The organism is Thiofilum flexile DSM 14609, assembly GCF_000380185.1.
Classification (GTDB): domain Bacteria; phylum Pseudomonadota; class Gammaproteobacteria; order Thiotrichales; family Thiotrichaceae; genus Thiofilum; species Thiofilum flexile.
Genome location: NZ_KB904791.1, coordinates 68661 through 82251, shown reverse-complemented (window position 1 = coordinate 82251; position 13591 = coordinate 68661). Strand labels below are relative to the sequence as shown.

11 protein-coding genes are annotated in these 13591 nt (G+C 45.1%); 2 read left to right on the top strand and 9 right to left on the bottom strand.

Annotated features, from left to right (window positions below; translation table 11 throughout):
* Positions 1-55 precede the first annotated feature (55 nt).
* From A3IK_RS0114355 to A3IK_RS0114325, 7 genes are all read right to left on the bottom strand, one after another.
* Positions 56-1018 carry a dipeptide ABC transporter ATP-binding protein gene (locus A3IK_RS0114355; protein WP_020560679.1) on the bottom strand — a complete coding sequence of 321 codons (963 nt, stop codon included), beginning with the start codon at positions 1016-1018 and terminating at the stop codon, positions 56-58.
* Positions 1015-1989: an ABC transporter ATP-binding protein gene (locus tag A3IK_RS0114350; protein ID WP_020560678.1), complete on the bottom strand. Its 975-nt coding sequence runs from the start codon at positions 1987-1989 to the stop codon at positions 1015-1017. Before A3IK_RS0114350 ends, A3IK_RS0114355 begins: the two co-directional genes overlap by 4 nt.
* The gene (locus tag A3IK_RS0114345) at positions 1986-2864 is read right to left on the bottom strand and encodes an ABC transporter permease subunit (RefSeq protein ID WP_020560677.1); all 879 of its coding nucleotides are present in this window, start codon (positions 2862-2864) and stop codon (positions 1986-1988) included. The genes A3IK_RS0114350 and A3IK_RS0114345 overlap by 4 nt, the downstream gene beginning before the upstream one ends.
* Complete coding sequence (locus A3IK_RS0114340; protein ID WP_020560676.1) at positions 2861-3874, bottom strand: ABC transporter permease; 1014 nt, start codon at positions 3872-3874, stop codon at positions 2861-2863. The genes A3IK_RS0114345 and A3IK_RS0114340 overlap by 4 nt, the downstream gene beginning before the upstream one ends.
* 95 nt (positions 3875-3969) lie before the next feature.
* Positions 3970-5571: an ABC transporter substrate-binding protein gene (locus A3IK_RS0114335; RefSeq protein WP_020560675.1), complete on the bottom strand. Its 1602-nt coding sequence runs from the start codon at positions 5569-5571 to the stop codon at positions 3970-3972.
* Between the two features lie 149 nt (positions 5572-5720).
* Entirely contained in the window at positions 5721-6794 is a 1074-nt protein-coding gene (gene mnmA, locus A3IK_RS0114330) for a tRNA 2-thiouridine(34) synthase MnmA (RefSeq protein ID WP_020560674.1), read from the bottom strand.
* Entirely contained in the window at positions 6795-7256 is a 462-nt protein-coding gene (locus A3IK_RS0114325) for an NUDIX hydrolase (RefSeq protein ID WP_020560673.1), read from the bottom strand.
* 145 nt (positions 7257-7401) lie between these two features.
* Between A3IK_RS0114325 and icd the strand changes: the two genes are divergently transcribed.
* A complete protein-coding gene (icd, locus tag A3IK_RS0114320; RefSeq protein WP_020560672.1) occupies positions 7402-8652 on the top strand; it encodes an NADP-dependent isocitrate dehydrogenase in 1251 nt (416 codons plus the stop codon).
* Between the two features lie 71 nt (positions 8653-8723).
* On the opposite strand, the gene A3IK_RS21595 is transcribed toward icd, so the two are convergent.
* Positions 8724-11291 (bottom strand): hypothetical protein, encoded by a 2568-nt coding sequence (locus tag A3IK_RS21595; RefSeq protein WP_020560671.1) that lies wholly within the window; start codon positions 11289-11291, stop codon positions 8724-8726.
* An 88-nt stretch (positions 11292-11379) separates the two neighbouring features.
* On the opposite strand from A3IK_RS21595, the gene A3IK_RS0114310 reads away from it, so the two are divergent.
* The gene (locus A3IK_RS0114310; RefSeq protein ID WP_020560670.1) at positions 11380-11760 is read left to right on the top strand and encodes a hypothetical protein; all 381 of its coding nucleotides are present in this window, start codon (positions 11380-11382) and stop codon (positions 11758-11760) included.
* Here A3IK_RS0114310 and A3IK_RS0114305 read toward each other — a convergent pair.
* Entirely contained in the window at positions 11757-13073 is a 1317-nt protein-coding gene (locus tag A3IK_RS0114305) for an inner membrane CreD family protein (protein WP_026220987.1), read from the bottom strand. The two genes, A3IK_RS0114310 and A3IK_RS0114305, sit on opposite strands and share 4 nt — an antisense overlap.
* Positions 13074-13591 lie beyond the last annotated feature (518 nt).

The following is a 13591-nucleotide window of genomic DNA, read 5'->3' as shown; positions in this document are numbered from 1 at the left end:
GTGAGCAGTGCTTCCGTAGTCACTAGAACTACTCACTGACCTTTTACAAGTAGAACTAGCCTATAGGCGCTAAGTGACAGGCTACTTGGCTGCCTTCTAGGTTGCGTAATTCAGGTAATTCATCCTTACAGATAGTTTGTGTAAATCGACAGCGTGGATTAAAGGCACAGCCTGAGGGTGGCTTTAAGGGTGAGGGTGGTTCACCTTGTAAGTGAATACGCTCGCGCTTTTCGCCGACTCGTGCTTGGGGAGTGGCTGAAAAGAGTGCTTGGGTGTAAGGATGTTGGGGGCGGGCAAAAATGGTAGTTTTAGGGGCATACTCCACCACCCGCCCGAAATACATCACCAGTACCTGATCGGCAATCCGTTCAACGACCGACAAATCATGCGAAATAAATACATAAGCTAAACCTAGCTCCTGTTGTAGCTCGGTCAATAGATTCAAAATCTGGGCGCGTACTGATAGGTCTAAGGCGGATACAGGTTCGTCTAATACCACAATTTGCGGTTTCAGCATTAAGGCACGGGCAATAGCAATCCGTTGGCGCTGCCCACCGGAAAACATATGCGGATAACGCTCGGCATATTCAGGGCGTAATCCCACGCGTTCTAGCATGGTAGCAACGGCTTGACGACGCTCGGATTTACTCATAGTCGTATTGAGTAATAGCGGTTCATCCAGCATTTGTTGGATGGTTTGGCGTGGATTGAGTGAACCATAAGGATTTTGAAACACGATTTGAATAGTGCGGCGTAATTCAGCACTGGGCTTATGAGTGAAATCAATCGGTTTGCCATCGATCCATAACTCACCAGCACTGGGTGTTTCAATCAAGGTTAAGGCGCGAGCGAGGGTGGATTTGCCACAACCGGACTCGCCTACAATCGCTAGTGTTTGACCGGCTTGTAAATTAAAGCTGACTCCATTGAGGGCGCGTACTACCGCTTTAGGCTTAGTAAAGCCTTGCGGGACAGAGTAGTAGCGACAGAGTTGTTCAGCACGCAATACTTCACTCATAGCATAGTCTCCGTCTCCAATGGATAAAAGCAGCGTATCCAGCCCTGTTGCTGTTGTGCTAAAGCGGGTACTTCTGTTTGACAACGGGCTTGTTGATAGGCGCAGCGTGGGGCGAATAGACAACCTTGGGGGCGATTGTGTTGTCCGGGTACTAGACCGGGGATAGTGGGTAATAAGCCCGTTGGGAGCGCTCGTTCGGGTAAGGCGGATAATAGAGCTGCGGTATAGGGGTGGTGGGGGTGATTAAATAATTCATAGGCTGAGTTTTTTTCAACCTGTTGCCCCGCGTATTGTACGACCACTTGTTGGGCTGTTTCGGCCACCACGCCCATATCGTGGGTAATTAAAATCAGCCCCATTTGAAATTGCTGTTGTAACTTCAGGAGTAGCTCAAGGATTTGAGCCTGTACGGTTACATCGAGCGCGGTAGTCGGTTCATCCGCAATGAGGAGTTTAGGTTGCCCTGCTAACGCCATTGCAATCATAGCGCGTTGACTCATACCGCCTGACATTTGATGTGGATAAGCATCATACCGCCTAGCGGGGTCTGGAATACCGACTGACTCTAATAGGCTTAATACCTGCTCTTTGCGTTCTTTACGCCCGCCACCTACATGGGTTTTTACTGCCTCATCAATTTGATATCCCACGGTAAAGCAGGGGTTGAGGCTAGTCATCGGCTCTTGGAAAATCATGGCCACAGTGCCACCATTTAAGCGCCGTCTTTCGGTTGCGGTGAGCTGTAGCAGGTTTTTACCATCCAACACTAACTCGTCGCAGGTAATACGGGCTTGCGGGGGGAGTAAATTCATTAAGGCGAGCATAGCGACTGATTTGCCAGAGCCGGATTCGCCTACAATTGCCAGTATCTCGTTGGGGTTTACCGTGAGATTAATCCCCTCAACGGCTTGAAACCAGCCGTTTTGAGTAGGGAAAGCAACGGATAAATTGCGTACACTTAATAAGCTCATGAGCGGCGCATCCTTGGGTCTAGGGCATCACGCAGGGCATCACCCACTAAATTAATCGAAAGCACAGTCAGTAAAATGGCTAAGCCCGGAAAGGTCACTACCCACCACGCACGGGTAATAAATTCCCGTGCTTCGGCAAGCATAGCACCCCATTCGGGTGTTGGGGGTTGAGCACCCATGCCTAAGAAGCCTAATGCCGCCGCGTCTAAAATAGCATTAGAGAAGGATAGGGTAGCTTGCACAATTAAGGGAGCCATGCAATTAGGTAGAATCGTTTTAAACATTAAACGTAAATTACCCGCGCCTGCTACGCGACTGGCAATGACATAATCGCGATTTTTTTCACCCATAACATTAGCACGAGTGAGGCGTACAAAGTGGGGGAGCATGGTGAGCGCAATAGCATACATGGCATTAATCAGACTAGGGCCTAATACCGCGACCATTCCGAGTGCGAGTAATAGGCTAGGAAAGGCTAGAATAATATCCATGATGCGCATAATGACGGTATCTACCCAGCCCTGATAGTAACCAGCGATGACACCGAGTAACGTACCGATAATGACCGAGAGGCTCACTACTACACAGCCAATAAAGATAGAGTAACGTGCGCCATAAATGAGGCGTGAGAGTATATCGCGCCCTACCGCATCGGTTCCGAGTAGGTAAGGCAGATGTCCGGCTTCAGTCCATGCAGGGGGCAGTAGTAAGGCTTGACGATTTTGTAAGGCAGGATCAAAGGGGGCGATAAAATCGGCAAAAATAACTGCTAGTAAGAGTATCACTAGGAAGGCTAAACCGATCATACCCCCGCGACTGGTTTTAAAATAATTCCAAGTAATATGCCAATGGCTTTGTTCCAGTGGAGTACTCATTTGCCATCCCTCACTCGTGGATTAATCCACCCATATAAGACATCCACCAAAAGATTCACCAGCATGACGGCTACAGCTATAAATAATAGTCCCCCTTGTACAGCCGGATAGTCACGCCGGGCAATCGCTTCAATCATCCACTTACCAATCCCCGGCCACGCGAAAATGGTTTCAGTCAGCACCGCACCTGCCATTAGACTACCCACTTGTAGGCCAATGACAGTAACCACTGTAATTAAGGCATTACGCAGTGCATGCACCATAATGACTCGCGTAGGGCTTAGACCTTTGGCATAGGCAGTGCGAATATAATCTTCCCCTAATACTTCTAGCATGGCGGAGCGCGTTTGGCGTGCAATGACAGCCATAGGGATAGTCGACAAGACAACAGCGGGTAGGATGAGATGATGCACGACAGAGCCAAAAGCACCGGCTTGTCCAGAGCGCCAGGCATCAATCAACATGAAATTAGTTTCAGCCTCAAAATAGTACTTAATTAAGTCAATGCGCCCTGAGACAGGTGTCCAGCCTAAGGTGGTGGAAAACAATATAATCAGTAATAAACCCCACCAAAAGATGGGCATGGAATAACCTGTGAGTGCGACTCCCATGACCACATGATCCGGCCAATGCCCGCGTTTAATAGCCGCAATAATACCCGCAGGAACTCCTAAGAGAACCGCAATTAACATGGCAGCAAAAGCGAGTTCTAGGGTAGCAGGTAGGCGGGAGAAGAATTCGTCAATGACAGGTTTATGCGTGGCAATCGATTGCCCAAAATCACCACTTAGAATATTTTTGAGGTAATAGCCATATTGCACTATTAGGGGTTGATCTAGCCCTAATTGAGCCATTAATTCAGCTTTGCGTTCGACTGAAACACCACGTTCACCTGTCAAAACGGTGACAGGATCACCGGGTAATAAGCGTACAAATAAAAAAGCAGCCAGCGTGATACCTAGCAAGGTAGGGATCAGCATTAGAAGTTTATTAAAGATAAATTTTAGCACTGAGTATGCTCCTGTGAGGGCATTAAGCACTTGATAGCAGCAACCAAGGGGGCGGTTACTGCTATCCTCGTTTAAAGGTAGAAACTGAGAAGCAATTACTCAGCCAAATCTACATATTTAAACACATGTAACCCAAAAGGAGATTGTTTATAGCCAGTGACATTTTTACGCGCCACTTCATGTACAACGGAATGTGCAATAGTGGCCCAGGGCGCTTCTTTTTTGAATACTTCTTGAGCTTGTTGGTATAGTTTAGCGCGTTCGTCTTGAGAGCTGAGCGTTTTAGCTTTCACAACTAAATCATTGAATTCATTATTACACCAAAACGCACGATTAGAGCCGTCTTTGACCGCATCACAGCCCAACAGAGTAGCTAGGAAATTATCAGGATCACCATTATCACCTGTCCAACCCATGAGTAGAGTATCGTGTTCACCTTTCTTAGAGCGCTCAAGATATTCAGCCCATTCGTAGGTGACAATCTCAGCCTCTACTCCAATCGCTTTCCAGTCGGCTTGAATCATTTCCGCCATACGCCGAGCATTAGGATTATAGGGGCGCTGTACGGGCATTGCCCAAATATTGGTTTTAAGGTCTTTTACACCCGCTTCGGCTAGGAGTTTCTTGGCTCCTTCTACATCATAAGGGTCATCTTGAACAGCATCATTATAGCCCCACATGGTCGGTGGAATGGGGTTTTTGGCAACTTTGCCTGCACCTTGATAGACCACCTCAACAATAGCCGGTTTATTAATAGCCATATTCAGGGCTTTGCGTACTCGCACATCATCAAAGGGTTTTTTCTGCGTATTATAAGCAAAGTAACCGATATTCAGGCCTTCCTGTTCGAGTACCTGCATATCAGGGTTTTTACGCATGGCCTCAAGATCAGCCTGATTGGGGAAGGGCATTAAATGACATTCGCCTGCTTGTAATTTTTGCCATCGCACGGCGTTATCAGGGGTGATAGCATATACTAAATTATCAATCTTCGGTTTACCTTCCCAGTAGTCTGGATGGGCTTTATAACGAATCATGGCATCTTTTTGATAAGCCACCAGTTGGAAGGGGCCGGTGCCTACGGGATCATTATCTACCACTTCTGGTGTACCCGCTTTCATCATGGCATCTGCGTACTCAGCCGATAAAATAGAGGCAAAGTCCATTGCTAAGTTAGCCAGCATCGGTGCTTCAGGGCGTGCGAGTGTAAAGCGTACTGTTAGGTCATCAACTTTTTCTACCGATTTAAGTAGATCTGGCATCGACATAGCTGTGAAATATTCATACGCACCATTAGAGACTTTATGATAAGGATGATCTTTTTGGAGCTGGCGATTAAAGGAAAATACGACGTCATCCGCATTGAAGTCACGGGTAGGGGTGAAGTTTTTTGTGGTTTGGAATTTGACACCTTTACGTAGTTTAAAGGTGTATACCGTACCATCAGCACTAATCTCCCAAGATTCTGCAAGGGCAGGGCTGATAGAGGTTTCACCCGGTTTAAATTCCACTAAGCGGTTATAAATGGATTGCCCTGCAGCATCAAACGTAGTGCCATCCGTATAAAATTGGGGATTAAAACCAGAAGGAGAGCCTTCAGAACAATAAACAAAGGTTTTGTCAGCCGCAAAGCTAGTAGAAAAGGTTGTTAGCGTACCCAGTAATAGGGTCGCGATAAGGGTTCGTTTTAAACTCATAAAAAAGCCTCCTATGGAATGTGGTTTATAGGTTAAGACTATGCGCGTAAAAATTAAAATTGGTCAAGATTATTTTGATATATTCTTATAATTTAGATTATGTAAAATAATAATAAAGAAACAAAAAACCCAGAACAAAAACCAAAAACTTACAAAATAACGCCTCCTCCCAAACAAACCTCTCCTTGATACAATACTAATGATTGCCCCGGCGTAATCGCACGTTGTGCTTCAGCAAAATTCACCTCTAAACTATCCGTACTAAGCACACAAACATTACAAGCAGAATCCACCTGTCTATAACGAATTTTAGCCGTACAATCCAAGGGTAAAGCAGGGGGGTGATCTGCAATCCAATGCATTTGCTCCGCAATTAAGCTAGATTTCAATAACCAATCATTTTGATGCCCCTGAGCCACGATCAAGCGATTGGTATTTAGATCTTTATCCACCACAAACCATGGATTCTCTTCGGTATTTTTTACGCCCCCGATACCTAAACCTTGACGTTGTCCCAAGGTGTAATACATCAAGCCTTGATGCTTACCTAACACTTTGCCTTCCGGTGTCACGATTTCACCGGGTTGAGCAGGCAAATATTTCTGTAAGAAATCTCTAAATTTACGCTCGCCAATAAAACAAATACCGGTACTATCTTTCTTACGTGCTGTCACAAAACCTTGTTCTTCTGCTATACGCCGCACTTCTGGTTTTTCCAATTCACCAATAGGAAAGAGGGCATGGCTCAAGGCATATTGCCCAATGGCATGCAGAAAATAACTTTGATCTTTATTTTGATCTAAGCCGCGCAGGAGTTGAAATTCACCTGAAGGCAGTTGACGCACACGTGCATAGTGTCCTGTCGCAATCCCATCCGCCCCCAAACCTAAGGCAAAATCTAAGAAAGCTTTAAACTTAATCTCACGATTACACAAAATATCCGGATTGGGAGTACGCCCCGCTTTATATTCGGCTAGGAAATGCTCAAAGACATGATCCCAATATTCAGAAGCAAAATTAACCGTATGCAGTTTAATACCGAGCTTATCCGCCACTGCTTGAGCATCCGCTAAATCCACATGTGCCGCACAATAAGTCTCGGTATCATCCTCTTCCCAATTCTTCATGAATAGTCCTTCAACTTCATAACCTTGTTGAAGGAGCAAATAAGCTGCAACTGAGGAATCTACGCCCCCTGACATGCCAACTATAATTCGGCGCATTTATTCCGTTCCACCTTGATAATAACGCAAGCACTCTAATGGGTAGCGCACCCCGGATTGATAGGCATTTAATGTCTCCATCACCAATGGGCTACGCCACTTAAAACGCTGCTCAGAGATAATTTCATCCCAAGTCAGCCAGTGTACTGCTCGAATATCGGGATCAATCACCGCATTTTCAACTGCTTCTAGTGCTTCGGCTAAAAAACTAAAGCGCATATATACCCGCTCAGGATCATCCCGCTGCCAGTGCATAATACTCAATAAGGCAGTCGGCTTAACTTTCCAACCCGTTTCTTCTAATGTTTCGCGGCAGACAGCCTCTAACAGTGACTCACCATGCTCTAAATGACCAGCAGGTTGATTAATGACGACGCGCCCTTGATTTACTTCTTCGACCATTAAAAACTTATTGTTTTGCATAACAACACTAGCGACTGTGACGCGGGGTTTCCAGACCATAGACTTAATACTCCAAAAGATTAGCAAATCCTAGCAGATGATTTACGATAAATTCGTGAGTTTTGCATCCTATCCTCGATCAATATGCTTTATAATGCCGACCGCATGTCGAGAACAAATGCTAATCTTAGGAGAGCTTAAAGTAATGTATCAAAAAATCAAAGTTCCAGCGGGCGGTAAAATTACGGTTAATGCTGATTACTCGTTAAATGTTCCTGACAATCCTATCATTCCCTTCATTGAAGGGGATGGCATTGGTGTTGATATCACCCCACCTATGATCAAAGTGGTCGATGCAGCAGTTAATAAAGCGTATGGTGGTAAGCGCAACATTAGCTGGATGGAAGTCTACGCGGGCGAAAAAGCGAATCAAGTTTATGGGGAAGATGTGTGGTTACCTGAAGAAACGACACATGCGGTACAAGAGTTTGTAGTGTCAATTAAAGGCCCACTTACGACACCTGTAGGCGGAGGCATTCGCTCCTTAAATGTCAAATTGCGCCAAGATCTCGACCTTTATGTGTGTTTGCGTCCGGTGCGCTATTATGACGGCGTACCTAGCCCAGTACGGGAACCGGAAAAGGTCGATATGGTGATCTTCCGTGAAAATTCCGAAGATATTTATGCCGGTATTGAATGGGCGGCGGAAACAGCAGAGGCTAAAAAGCTCATTAAATTCCTCACCGAAGAATTAGGGGTTACTAAAATTCGTTTTCCTGAGACTTCAGGGATTGGGATTAAGCCAGTTTCTCGTGAAGGTACGGATCGTTTAGTCCGTAAAGCTATACAATATGCCATTGATAATAATCGCGACTCAGTCACTTTAGTCCATAAGGGCAATATTATGAAGTTTACTGAGGGCGCATTTAAAAACTGGGGCTATGAATTAGCTAAGCGTGAGTTTGGAGCAGTAGAGATAGACGGTGGCCCATGGAGTCAATTTAAAAACCCAAAAACCGGTACTATGATTACGGTTAAAGATGTGATTGCTGATAACTTCCTGCAACAAATCTTACTACGCCCCCAAGATTATTCGGTGGTAGCAACTCTTAATCTAAATGGCGATTTCATGTCAGATGCTTTAGCGGCACAAGTCGGGGGGATTGGTATCGCTCCGGGGGCTAATTTATCTGATAAGGTCGCCATGTTTGAGGCCACTCATGGTACCGCACCGAAATACGCGGGTATGGATAAAATGAATCCTTCTTCGCTCATTCTATCGGCTGAAATGATGTTGCGTCATATGGGCTGGATTGAGGCGGCTGATCTCATCAACAAAGGTGTGGCTGGCGCTATTGCCTCTGGGAAAGTGACTTATGATTTTTCCCGTTTAATTAAAGGGGCTGAGGAGCTTAGTACTTCGGAGTTTGGTGATAATATTATTGCTCATATGTAAGCAGTTAGCCCATTCGTACAAAAGCCCCAGATCGGGGCTTTTGTATGTAGCGCGGCATTAGACCATAGGCTCTAATACCAAGCTTTTAGCTGTGTTTCTTGGAATTGCAGCAGCGCATCTTGCTTCGGTGATTCGGCACGAGGCTTATTCAGATGCTCCATAATCCCCCAGCTACCCCATTGGTGGAAACTTTGTGGCATGGTATAGGCTACAAAGAGCTTGCCGCCGGCTGTTTTCCAACCATTGAGTAATTGAGTATAAGCTTCACCCATACGTGCATCACGGTTAGCCGCTTCAAATACAGTACGTAGCGCATTCTTTTGGGCAGTCGTTAAACTGGTATCAGTCCAATCAACCGCTAAATGTTGCCCACCCTCATAGGCGACTAAGCTCACATTATTGGCGGCGGCTACGGCTTGTTGTGCAGTGATTTTGGCTAGAATGGCTGACATTCCATAAGGATCTTTAGCATTATTGATAATAGCAAACACATCATCCGCACTGGTCGCTTCAGATAATACCTTAGGAACATCGGTAGTGCTTACACACCCCGTCGGTATACGATTCCAACAGCCACGGAAATAGGGGGCGATAGCTAGCATATCCGTTACACCCGCCGTGCCATCATAGCTCAGCATATTGCGTGATAGATCCGTATTAGCGTAATAGCTGCCTAATACCCGATGGAAACGGCTAGTGCTGCCAAATACATCCGCCCAGATTTGGAATATTTCTTTAGAGCGCTTAGAGGTATAATACGCCCCCGCCCAGAACTCATTGCTATTTAGGCTTAAATCCATACCTCTTTTGCGCACATACTCAGCGGCCCAGAAAATCCCATTCCACGTTTCATTACTATATTCAAGATAAGGTTTGAGAGTGGAATCCAGACGAGCATTCACCATGGTGGCAAATTGGCGCACATAATCATCATCAGCATTATGTGGGATAGTAAACCAAGGATCGACTTTGAGCGTATTGGCTAATTGAATAATCACCTCTAGCGGCATACCACGCCCATAGCGAGCTAATAGTGGTGTTACCCCCGAACCACCCCAAACAGCATTATCTAAAGTGCTACGTTTTGCCCATGTAAAGGGTTGTAAAATACAGTCATAGTATTCTGTATTCAGACTTTTCTCATAGGTGCTATTCGTACCATCCGGGTCTTTAGCAGTGCCTGAAGTAGATTTGTAATAACAGGAGCTATTCGCTTTACTCCGATCGGCACTATAAGTGGGATCGCCATTGCTATCATAAATATAGGCGTTGCTACTATCTTTCAGCGGTAAGAGTGTCACGACCGGCAAGCGTGAAGGACTGGCTTTCATTAAGTTCATGGTACGCAATACTTTAAAATTACGTATCTCACGCAAATAATCGGGATTAAATACAATAGTATTGCGACTCGCTAATGAGGTCTCAAACGACTGATAATCACCAAGAGAGCAATCCGCACTACTGTTAACACGTTTATACAGATTGCTAGCACAAATCCCACCGGGCATCACAATGCGAATATTGCGAATAGGATTTGCGGAGTCAGTAGCGGTAATTTGTAAGCGAATCCCGGCGGCCTGATCCGAGGTAGAGCGACTACTAATCGCTACATCAATCACATCGCGCCCCGTTTGGGTATTCGTTCCGCGTGCTAGCCCAGAGTAGGCGAGTGTACCAGAGCCTTCATATAAGACCGTATATTGTCCCTCAGGAATCGCCCCTACTGGCACATTACGCAACGCCCCCGTGGTCGCCGAGCGTAAGAAAGTATTCGCCCCTGAGGCACAGCTCGCCGGAATAGTGGTCGGCCACCCATTACTATCGTAAGTAATATCAGGGCATGAGTATTCGGTAAAGGGGCGTGCAACCCGAAACACATCAACAAAGGGTAGTGCCTGTCCTCCAACCGTATCAGACTCTGGCTGTGGCTCTTCAGTGTTAATCCCTAAAAAAGGCGTAAAGCTAGGGATGATATTAAGCCCCGTTGCTTGCAGCGTGTCATAAAAGACGGCAGTAGAGCTGGTAAAGTCTAACTTGGGTAAAGTGCTCTGTTGGGTAGTAGAAAGGGTATAGCCATTCGTACTATTGGCATCAGTATCGAGTGTAGTTACTAAGTTCTGAATATTAGACGCTACATATTGGGAGCAGTTCGTCACACTAGAACCAGAGCATAAAGCACTAGCGAGTTGCTTATGGGTGATAGATGCCTGTGCAGTCGTACTAAATGTTGTACCGGCGAGGGTGAATGAAATCGCATCACCTGTTACATAGGTAAAGGATCCATCACTTGTGGTACTTGCCGTGGTTGAGCCGGTGGTATAACTCACATTACCCAACGGTAATAGACCTAAACTAGTTGCACTCGCGTCAAAAGAAAGTTTTCCTGTTGCTGGAGTCGGAGTCGGAGTCGGAGTCGGAGTCGGAGTCGGAGTCGGAGTCGGAGTCGGAGTCGGAGTCGGAGTCGGGCTACCGCCGCCACTGCAGCCTACTAGGGTGGCTAACATCAAAATACCCAAGCCCTGTTTAAAGGAAACCGAGGGTGTTGGGGTTGGCAATGGAGGCGATCCATTTTGGTAATAGGTCACAGTCTTATGCAGAGCTTGTGTTATACCATTCAAAAAAGGTTGCTTTGTAGGCATTAGTTGTATCCCTTACTTGCATTCTATCAAATATTGAGAAGATTTAGTTAAATTACCAAGACTTTTGAGTTTAGACTAGGACAATACGATGAAAATTCCCATCATAACTTTATTAACAGTGTTTTTCTCGATCCACTCGGCTTGGGGCGCAGAACGTAGACCTGTTGCACAATTTCAAGTGGCACCGCTGACTCAAGCCAAAGTGGTCGTCGCTGATCGTATGGTATTAGTGAGTATTAATAATCAACCCTTAAAACCCGTCGCCCCCTTGGATACTTTTTTATGGCAAGAATACCAAGGGGGCTATATTAAGTATGGCGACTTTAATAATGATAAAGTTCGAGACTTGGCACTATTAACTAGTATTAGTTACGGTGGCACGAATCCTTGTTATCGTATTTACCGTTATAATAGACAGCAACAGCGCTTTTTACCCAGCAATGAGCCGATGCGTTGTAATCTACGCTAATCATCGAGTTCGGGGTCTGCCGATTCAGAGGGATGTAGATAGCGTATCGAGCCTAGTATTAGTAATAGTCCTAATACCCCGGCACTCATAACCAAACCTAGTATGCCATACACGGGAGCAGTGATAAGGTAATAAAAACTGATCACTACCCCGGCATACAACCCGCTAGCAATCACTAAGGCTCGTCTACCTAGTAATAGACTTAGGATGACACTATTAAAGCCTACTAATACAAACATACTGAGCTGCAAGGCACGGGTAAAAGGGAAGAGGGCTTCTAAGGCCATAATTAATAAATACATTAGGCTAATACTCGTACCCAAGAGGGTGTAATGTACCCAATGCAAAGTTCTACCTGATAGTAGTTCTAATACCAAGGCAACTCCTAATACTAGCCCTAGCAAAGGAAAACACCATTGCATCAGTCGCCCCCAAGCCATTTCTAGCGGATTGGTTTGCTTTTGTTCAATCCCAAAAGGAGCTTGGTGCAAATCGAAGGGTTTTGTCTGATCTTGAATCCAAGCGTTGGGATAGCCCCGTATTAAGGCCGGAATCTGCCACGTCCATAAATAGTTATTAGCATTCGCTACCTTAGTCAGCGGCTTACGTGCCCCCAAATTTTGAATATTGAGTGTATTAGGTATGGACATGGTTAATTCATTTTTTTGTCCCACAGGCGTAAAAGAGAGGGTATTGCCTAATTGTAGTGGCAATTGAATTTCAAAGTTTTGGATACGGGCTTGTTCTTTGGTTTCTGGTAGGAGAATGTGAAAACCCGCGCCAAGACCGGGTAGCGCTTGAGTATCCGCTTGGGGATCAAGATGGTCATTATTCCAAAAGACTTTTATCGGATCTTGTAAGGCTGTTAAATCCTTAATTCCGACCAGTAACTGAGCCTTATCCCAACGAATATTGCGCTCATTATCAGGGTTAGCGGGGGTGAGGGGTTGATAGTCAAATTTGCCAGTTATAATGACTAAAGCGGTTTTATCGGTATTAAGCGTGGTGCGAATATATAACTCTAGGGGCAGAAGTACTGTTGTGTGATCGGTATAAACGTCTTTACTCATCACCTTAGCCGTACCGTCTTTATCCGTTACCGTCTCCACACTAACAAAATGCTCTACGTAGGGGATGACCAAAAGGGGAGCGGTGATATGTTGAGGTTTCAGTAACTCTTGATGAGTAGGGGTGCTTTTAGGGGCTTGCTGTAGATAATATACCGTAGCGGCTAATAATAGAGCGCTAATAAATCCCGCCCAAACCACTAAACCAATACGAGCGCTGAGTGAACTCAAAAACGATGGCATCATTTCTTAAACTTAGACTGCAAAAATCAGTACACTATAACCTATAGTATTAATGATAAATACCATTATAATATGTAACAAACTACATTAAGAATACATCATAACTATTTGATTTAATTATATTTATCTATTTTGTGATATTAGAATTGTGAAGAAACACCTTCTAGAAAGCAGTATCATGGTAGATACTGAACAGATTACAAACGGCTAGAAAAGGGTAGGTAGTGCTAGTCTATTAGGTTTGAGGCATCAACACTTTAGCTTCGCTTACAAGCTCATCCGTGAAGCGGTAAGCCAGTAGCCAGTAGCCAGTACTGGATTGTAAAAGCTATATGCATTTACGCTAACTATAAATGGCTACATGTAGCCATCATTCATACATATATCTGTGCATACAAATAAATCCTGTCTTGCAATTCAGTATCCCAACATTTATGCACTTCATGGGCAATAGAGTTCTAGAGGTGTTAGCCTAGAGGAAGAAGGTACGAAAGTGGGAGTAGGCTTATAATCTAGGCATA